This window comes from Geodermatophilus marinus, from assembly GCF_003428645.1.
Classification (GTDB): Bacteria; Actinomycetota; Actinomycetes; order Mycobacteriales; family Geodermatophilaceae; genus Geodermatophilus.
Map to the genome: position 1 here is coordinate 87,492 of NZ_QVQH01000018.1, position 7,774 is coordinate 95,265.

8 protein-coding genes are annotated in these 7,774 nt (G+C 75.9%); 2 read left to right on the forward strand and 6 right to left on the reverse strand.

Annotated features, from left to right (window positions below; translation table 11 throughout):
- Positions 1-41: 41 nt before the first annotated feature.
- The 6 genes from D0Z06_RS17955 to D0Z06_RS17980 form a co-directional block, all read right to left on the reverse strand.
- Entirely contained in the window at positions 42-842 is an 801-nt protein-coding gene (locus D0Z06_RS17955) for an ABC transporter ATP-binding protein (RefSeq protein ID WP_199522393.1), read from the reverse strand.
- 20 nt (positions 843-862) lie between these two features.
- Positions 863-1,960 carry a FecCD family ABC transporter permease gene (locus tag D0Z06_RS17960; RefSeq protein WP_117378912.1) on the reverse strand — a complete coding sequence of 366 codons (1,098 nt, stop codon included), beginning with the start codon at positions 1,958-1,960 and terminating at the stop codon, positions 863-865.
- Positions 1,957-3,024, reverse strand: a complete 1,068-nt coding sequence (locus tag D0Z06_RS17965; RefSeq protein ID WP_233517784.1) for a FecCD family ABC transporter permease — start codon at positions 3,022-3,024, stop codon at positions 1,957-1,959. Before D0Z06_RS17965 ends, D0Z06_RS17960 begins: the two co-directional genes overlap by 4 nt.
- 119 nt (positions 3,025-3,143) lie before the next feature.
- Positions 3,144-3,860: a mycothiol-dependent nitroreductase Rv2466c family protein gene (locus tag D0Z06_RS17970; RefSeq protein WP_117378913.1), complete on the reverse strand. Its 717-nt coding sequence runs from the start codon at positions 3,858-3,860 to the stop codon at positions 3,144-3,146.
- A complete protein-coding gene (locus D0Z06_RS17975; RefSeq protein ID WP_117378914.1) occupies positions 3,857-4,351 on the reverse strand; it encodes a glutathione peroxidase in 495 nt (164 codons plus the stop codon). Before D0Z06_RS17975 ends, D0Z06_RS17970 begins: the two co-directional genes overlap by 4 nt.
- A gap of 28 nt (positions 4,352-4,379) precedes the next feature.
- Positions 4,380-4,775: a DUF2237 family protein gene (locus tag D0Z06_RS17980; RefSeq protein ID WP_117378915.1), complete on the reverse strand. Its 396-nt coding sequence runs from the start codon at positions 4,773-4,775 to the stop codon at positions 4,380-4,382.
- A gap of 112 nt (positions 4,776-4,887) precedes the next feature.
- On the opposite strand from D0Z06_RS17980, the gene D0Z06_RS17985 reads away from it, so the two are divergent.
- Together D0Z06_RS17985 and D0Z06_RS17990 are read left to right on the forward strand one after the other, a co-directional pair.
- Positions 4,888-6,879, forward strand: a complete 1,992-nt coding sequence (locus D0Z06_RS17985; RefSeq protein WP_117378916.1) for an acetoacetate--CoA ligase — start codon at positions 4,888-4,890, stop codon at positions 6,877-6,879.
- Positions 6,876-7,646, forward strand: a complete 771-nt coding sequence (locus D0Z06_RS17990; protein WP_117378917.1) for an alpha/beta fold hydrolase — start codon at positions 6,876-6,878, stop codon at positions 7,644-7,646. Before D0Z06_RS17985 ends, D0Z06_RS17990 begins: the two co-directional genes overlap by 4 nt.
- Positions 7,647-7,774: the final 128 nt, after the last annotated feature.

The window sequence follows — 7,774 nt, forward strand, 5'->3', positions numbered from 1 at the left end:
CCGTGGACGTGGGAGGAGCTTCCCATGCCTCGGGGGTCTCGTCAGCGCAGGCGGCGGACCGGCACCACCATCGGCGTCCCGGCGACCGGGTCGGGCACCACGCGCGCCTCGATGTCGAACACGTCGGCGAGGAGCGGCTCGGTGATCACCTCGGCCGGGGTGCCCGAGGCGACGAGGACGCCGTCCTTCATCGCCACCAGCCGCTGCGCGTAGCGCGCCGCCAGGTTCAGGTCGTGCAGGACGACGACGACGGTGCGGCCGCGCTCGGCGTGCAGCCGGCCCACGAGCTCGAGCACGTCGATCTGGTGCGAGAGGTCCAGGTAGGTCGTGGGCTCGTCGAGCAGCAGCAGGTCGGTGCCCTGGGCCAGGGCCATGGAGATCCACGCGCGCTGGCGCTGGCCGCCCGAGAGCGCGTCCACGGGGCGGTCGGCCAGCTCGGACATGTCGGTCCAGGCCAGCGCCTCGGCGACGGCCGCCTCGTCACCGCGCGACCACTGCCGCAGCCACGACTGGTGCGGGTGCCGGCCGCGGGCCACCAGGTCGGCGACGGTGAGGCCCTCTGGGGCGACGGGGGTCTGCGGCAGCAGCCCGAGGACCTTGGCCACCTCCCGGGTCGGCGTCCGGGCGATCGACCTCCCGTCGAGCAGCACCTGCCCGGACTCCGGGCGCATCAGCCGGCCGAGCGCCCGCAGCAGCGTGGACTTGCCGCAGCCGTTCGGCCCCACGATGGCGGTGAACGAGCCCTCGGTGAGCTGCAGGTCCAGGTCGTGGACGACGACCTTCTCGTCGTAGGCGAGGCTCACCGACTCGGCGGCGAGGCGGACCGGTCCGGTGCGCGTCACGGGGTGCTCCACGACAGTCGTCACAGCGTCGATCGCCGCCTTCCTCGGACGAGCAGCCACAGCAGGTAGGGGGCGCCGACCGCGGCGGTGAGGATGCCGACGGGCAGCGCCTGGGGCAGGACGGTGCGGGTGAGCAGGTCCGCGCCGACGACCAGCGCGGCGCCGAGCAGCGCGGAGGCGAGCAGCGGTGGCCGGGAGCAGCCGGCCAGCCGGACCGCGATCTGCGGCACCACCAGGGCGACGTAGGCGATGGGGCCCGCGGCGGCCACGGCGGCGGCGGTCAGCAGCACCGCGACGAGCACGACCACGGCCTGCGATCCGCTCAGCCGCAACCCCAGCCCCCGGGCGGTGTCGTCGCCGAACTGCAGGGCGGCCAGCGCCCGGCTGGTGGCCAGCGCGACGGGCAGGAGCACGGCCAGCGAGACGGCCAGGGGCACGGCCTGGTCCCAGGTGCGCGCGTTGAGCGAGCCGGTGATCCACACGTAGGCCGAGGCCGCGTCGTAGATCTCCGCGCGGGTGAGCAGCCAGTGGGTGAGCGCCGCGGCGCCCGCCCACAGCGCGATGCCGATCAGGACCAGCCGGTAGCCGTCGATGCCGCGGCGCCAGGTGAGGGCCATGAGCAGCAGGCCGGTGGCGAGGGCACCGGCCAGCGCGGCCATCGGGATGCCGAGCCCGCCGAGCACGGCGCCGGCCCCCGTGGTGCCGCCGAGCACGATCGCGGCCACCGCACCGACCGAGGCGCCCTGGGTGATGCCGAGGATGTCGGGGGAGGCCAGCGGGTTGCGGGCGAAGGTCTGGAACAGCGCGCCGGCGATGCCGAGGGCCAGGCCCACGAGGACGCCGACGACGATCCGGGGCGCCCGGAGCTGCAGGACGATGAACGGCTGGTTGCCCTCGCCCAGCCCGACCAGGGTGCGCAGCACGTCGGCCAGCCCGATCGGGTAGTCGCCGCGGCCGAGGCTGACCGCCCCGAGCAGCACGACGACCACGGCGGCCACGGCGGGCACCACGACCTGCCGCCAGCGCACGCGGCCCGAGACCGGCCCGATCCGCACGACGGTCTGCCCGGGTGCGGCGAGCCCGGCCGGTGCGGGGAGCTCCCGCGTCGCGGCGCTCACGGCCCCACCAGCCGCCGCCGGCGGATGAGCGCGATGAAGAACGGCGCGCCCACCAGCGCGAGCACGATGCCGACCTGCAGCTCCCCCGGGCGGACGACGACCCTGCCGAGCACGTCGGCCAGCAGCAGGAACACCGCCCCGGTGAGCGCCGAGCACGGCACCAGCCAGCGGTGCGACGGCCCGGTGAAGGCCCGCACCACGTGCGGCACGACCAGCCCGACGAAGGCGATCGGGCCGCAGGCCGCCGTCGCCGCGCCGCAGAGCAGGGTGACCGCCACCAGCCCGACGGTGCGCGCCAGCCAGACCCGCTGGCCCAGCCCGCGGGCGACGTCCTCGCCGAGGCCCAGCAGGTCGAGCGCCGGCGCGTTGGCCAGCGCGAGCACGAGGCCGAGCACGATGAACGGGGCCACCTGCCAGGCGACGTCCGCCCCGCGGCCGGCCAGCGACCCGACCACCCAGAACCGGAAGCTGTCCAGGCTCTGCGAGTCGCTGATGAGGATGGCCCGGACCAGCGCGAACAGCAGCGCGCTGAGCGCCGCCCCGGCGAGGGCGAGGGTGACCGGGCCGGCGCCGCCGCGGCCGACCGAGCCGAGCAGGAAGACCAGCACGGTGCCGGCGAGCGCGCCGGCGAAGGCGAACCACACGTAGCCGGACGGGCTGGCGATGCCGAACAGCCAGATCGCCAGGACGACGCCCAGCGAGGCGCCGGCGGTGACCCCGAGCAGGCCGGGGTCGCCGAGCGGGTTGCGGGTGTGCCCCTGGGTGAGCGCGCCGGCGGCGCCGAGCGCGGTGCCGACGAGCAGGCCGAGGACCGTCCGCGGCAGCCGGAGCTCCCGGACGATCACCGCCTCCTCGCTGCCCGCGACCGGGTCGACCAGCGACTGCCAGACGGTGCCGAGCCCGATCGTGCGGGTGCCGACGGCGATGCTCAGGGCGCAGACGGCCACCACGAGCACGGCCAGCGCCAGCAGGCCCCCCGGTCGCGAGCCCGGCCCGCGCAGCAGCCCGTGCCGGGAGCGGGGTGCGGCCTCCGCGGGCCGCGCGGCACCGGTCGTCGTCGACACGAGCGGCTCCCGGGACAGGCGAGGTAGGACAGGCTGACCTTACTTCCCGTCCGCCCGGGGGCGAAACCGCGCGCCGGCCCCAGCGGTGCTGCCGGCGGCTGCGCGGTGCTGCCGGCTGTTCAGCGGTGCTGCCGGCGGCTGCCCCCGTGCCAGTCCTCGGTCACGCCGACCTCCCCGGGGCGGATGCCGAAGGCGGGCAGCTGCGGGCGCTCGCGCAGGCTGCGCTTGAGCTCGGCGAACCCCGGGAACCCGGCGAGGGCGACCACGTGGTCCCACAGCTGCACGGCCTGCTCCTCGTCCGGCTGCCGGCTGATGACCGGCCCGAAGAAGGCCGGCCCCTCCGGCGGGCGGAACTGCAGGATCGGCGTCCCGACGTCCTTGCCGGCCAGCCGCAGCGCCTCGTCGGTCTCCTCCTGGATCGCGGCGTCCCAGCTCACGTCGTCGACGGCGTCGGCGAGGGCGGCGGGCAGGCCGGCCTCGGTGAGGGCGTCGACGACGAACTCCCGGCCGGTCGCCCGCTCGGGCGGGGGCTGGCCGGCGGGGTCCTCGAACACCCGCGCCCCGAGGGCGGCGTAGAGCGGGTCGAGGACGGCGGCGCCGTGGTCGGCCCGGGCGCGGGCGGCGACGCGCAGCAGCCGCAGCCCGGCGGTGTGCCCGGCCTCGTACTCCGGCGGGAACTGCGCGTCGTAGTCGACGTGCCGGTTGAGCAGCCGCAGCGAGATCAGCCGCCACTCCACCCGGTACCCGCGGCGGGCGGCGACGGTGCGGACCCACTTGCTGGTGTTCCAGGCGAACGGGCAGACGGGGTCGAACCAGAAGCGCAGGTCGGCGGTCACGGGGTGAGGACCTCCTCGATGGCCGTCCGGACCTCGGGGGAGTCCGGCTGGGTGCGGGGGCGGAACCGGGCGACGACCCCGCCGTCGGCGGCCACGAGGAACTTCTCGAAGTTCCACTGCACGTCGCCGGCCTCGCCCTGCGCGTCCGCGGCGGCGGTCAGCCGCTGGTAGACCGGGTGCGCGCCGGGGCCGTTGACCTCGGTCTTCTCCGTCAGCGGGAAGGTGACGCCGTAGGTGGCCGAGCAGAACGTCCCGATCTCCTCGGCGGAGCCCGGCTCCTGCCCCATGAACTGGTTGCACGGGAAGCCCACCACCGTGAACCCGCGCGGGCCGTACTCCCGCTGCAGCTGCTCCAGCCCGCCGTACTGCGGCGTCAGGCCGCACCGGCTGGCCACGTTGACCAGCAGCGCCGGGCCGCCGCCGGTCAGCGCGCGCAGCGTGGTCGGTTCGCCCTGCAGGGTGGTGACCGGGAGGTCGAGGAGGTCGCTCATGCCGGCGCCAGCGCGCCCCGCCGGGCGTTCATTCCAGCCCGCTGGCGTCGTCGGGGACGTCGACGGCGTGCTGCCGCAGGGCGTCGAGGGGGACGACGTCCAGCGCCCGCTCGTGGGTCGCCGCCAGGACCACGCCCGCCGCGGCACCGGCCTGGTAGGCCTGCAGCCACCGCACCGCGACCACGCACCAGCGGTCGCCCGGGCGCAGGCCGGGGAAGCCGAACTCCGGCCGGGGCGTGGTGAGGTCGTTGCCGAGCTCGCGCTGCAGGTCCAGGAACTCCGCGGAGACGACCGTGCAGACGGTGTGGCTGCCGAGGTCGTCGGGGCCGCTCGAGCAGGAGCCGGTGCGGTAGTAGCCGGTCATCGGGTCGGTGCCGCACGGCTCCAGCGGGCCGCCGAGGACGTTGCGTTCCGGCTCGGTCACCCGGCTCCCCTCCTGCACGCCACGGGCGCCGCCACCCCCGCCGGCCCCGGCGCCATCCTGCCGTCGCGCGGGGAGCGTCACCACCCGTGACCTGGCATGGCAAGGTGCCCCTGTGACGGCAGACACCCCCGAGGTCCTCTGGCGCCCGACCCCGGAGTCCGCGCGCGCGACCGGGCTGGCGGACTTCGCCGCCTGGGTCGCCGCCCGCCGCGGCCTCGCGTTCGGCGACCCCCCGGACTACGACGCGGTCTGGCGGTGGTCGGTCGACCACCCCGACCAGTTCTGGGCCGACGTCGCCGGGTGGACGGGCGTGCTGCCCGACGTCCCCGACGACCGGGTGCTCACCCGGCGGGGGATGCCGGGCGCGGAGTGGTTCCCGGGCACGACGCTCAACTTCGCCGAGCAGGCCCTCCGGCACCCCGTCGACGGCACGGTCCCACCGGACGCCCCCGCCCTCGTCGCCGTCGCCGAGGACACCGAGCCCGTCGAGGTGAGCTGGCGCGACCTGCGCGCTCAGGTGGGCGCCTTCGCCGCCACCCTCCGCCGGCTCGGCGTGCGGCGCGGCGACCGGGTCGCCGGGTACCTGCCCAACGTCCCCGAGGCGGTGGTCGCCTTCCTCGGGACGGCGGCGATCGGCGCGGTGTGGTCCTCCTGCGCCCCCGACTTCGGCACCCGCAGCGTGCTCGACCGCTTCGCCCAGATCGAGCCGACCGTGCTGGTCGCCGTCGACGGCTACCGGTTCAACGGGCGCGAGCACGACCGCCGGGACGTCGTCGCCGAGCTGCGCGCCGCCCTGCCCAGCGTGCGGACGACGATCGCCGTCCCGCGGCTGTTCCCGGACGAGGTGCCCGCCGACGCCCTCCCCTGGGCCGACGCCGTCGCCGACGAGCAGGACCCGCGGTTCGAGGCGCTGCCCTTCGACCACCCGCTGTGGATCGTCTACTCCTCGGGCACCACCGGCCTGCCCAAGGGGATCGTGCACGGCCACGGCGGGGTGGTGATCGAGCAGCTCAAGCAGGGCCGGCTGCACATGGACCTGCGCGTCGGCGACCGCTTCTACTGGTACGCGTCGACGGCCTGGATCATGTGGAACATCGCGGCCTCGGCCCTGCTGGGCGGGGTCACCGTGGTCGTGCACGACGGAGCGCCGGCGTACCCCATCGTCGACGCGCAGTTCGCGATCGCCGCCCGCACCCGGCTCACCTTCCTCGGCACCAGCCCGGGCTACCTCATGGCCTGCGAGAAGGCCGGGGTGCGCCCGGTCGACACCCACGACCTCTCCGCGCTGCGGACCATCGGCGCCACCGGCTCCCCGCTGCCGGCGTCGTCGTTCAGCTGGGTCTACGACGCGGTGAAGCCCGACGTCTTCCTCGGCTCCCTGTCCGGCGGCACGGACGTGGCCACCGGGTTCGTCGGCAGCACGCACCTGCTGCCCGTCACCGCCGGGGAGCTGCAGCGGCCCATGCTCGGCGTCGCGGCGGCCGCCTGGGACGAGGAGGGGCACCCGGTGCTCGGCGAGCTGGGCGAGCTGGTGATCACCGAGCCGATGCCCTCGATGCCGCTCTACTTCTGGAACGACCCGGACGGGTCCCGCTACCGCGAGGCCTACTTCGAGCCGTGGCCCGGGGTGTGGCGGCACGGGGACTGGATGGAGGTCACCGAGCGCGGCACCTGCCTCATCACCGGCCGGTCGGACTCCACGCTCAACCGCGGCGGGGTGCGCATGGGCACCGCCGACATCTACACCGCGGTGGAGTCGGTCCCGGAGGTGCTCGACTGCGTCGTCCTCGGGGTCGAGCAGCGCGACGGCGGCTACTGGATGCCGCTGTTCGTCCAGCTCGCCCCGGGCGCCGAGCTCACCGACGAGCTGACGGGGCGGATCCGGGCCGCGATCCGCACGCAGGCCAGCCCCCGGCACGTGCCCGACGAGGTGCTCGTCGTCCCGGCCGTGCCGCACACCCGCACCGGCAAGCGCCTGGAGGTGCCGCTCAAGCGGCTGTTCCAGGGCATCGCGCCGGAGAAGGCCCTCAACGTGGGGGCGGTCGACGACCCGGCGGCCGTCGAGCACTACGTGGAGCTCGCGCGGTCCCGGGGCACCCGGTGACCGGCGGGGACGGCGTCCGCACGGTCGGGCACGGGGAGCACCGGGTCATCGGGCTGCACGGCTGGTTCGGCTCCGCCGCCGGCTGGGGCCAGCTGCCCGACCTGGTGGACCGGGAGGCCTTCACCTGGGCCTTCCCCGACCTGCGGGGGTACGGCGCCCGGCGGGACGAGCCCGGCGCGCACACCGTGGCCGAGGTCGCCGCCGACGTCCTCACCCTCGCCGACCGCCTCGGCTGGGACCGGTTCTCCCTCGTCGGGCACTCCATGGGCGCCAAGTACGCCCAGCAGGTGCTGGCCGACGCCCCCGACCGGGTGCGCCGGCTGGTCGCGATCAGCGGCGTCCCGGCCGGGCCGACGCCGTTCGACCCGGAGGGCCGGGCGCTGTTCGACGGCGCGGCGGGCGACCGGGACGCCCGGTACGCGATCATCGACCTGACCACGGGCAACCGGCTGCCCCGCGCGTTCGTCGACGGGCTCGTCCAGCACTCCCTCGACGCCGCCGACCCGGCGGCGTTCGCGGGCTACCTGACCGCCTGGGCCGACGAGGACATCTCGGCGGCGGTCGGGGCGGTCGCCGGGCGGGTGCCGGTGCTCTGCGTGGCCGGCCGGCACGACCCGGCGCTCGGGGAGGACGCCCTGCGGGCCACCTGGCTGGCCGCGCACCCGGGCGCCGAGCTCGTCGTCCTGGCCGAGGCCGGGCACTACGCGATGTACGAGACCCCGCCGGTCCTGGTCGCGGTGGTCGAGGAGTTCCTCGGCCGCGGGTGAGCTTGTCGTTTAACCCCTGACCGGTTGGTCTTCGGCGTCTCGCTTGGTGGTCTTGCCGACGTCGTGGCGGGTGGCGCGGTGTCGGTTCTTCGTCCCGGGCGGGCGCCCCGGGCCGGGACGGGTGGGTT

What these genes read in the sequence shown, in the direction of transcription:
- D0Z06_RS17975 (WP_117378914.1), bottom strand. Translation starts at nt 4,351, where the DNA reads ATGAGCGACCTCCTCGACCTCCCGGTCACCACCCTGCAGGGCGAACCG.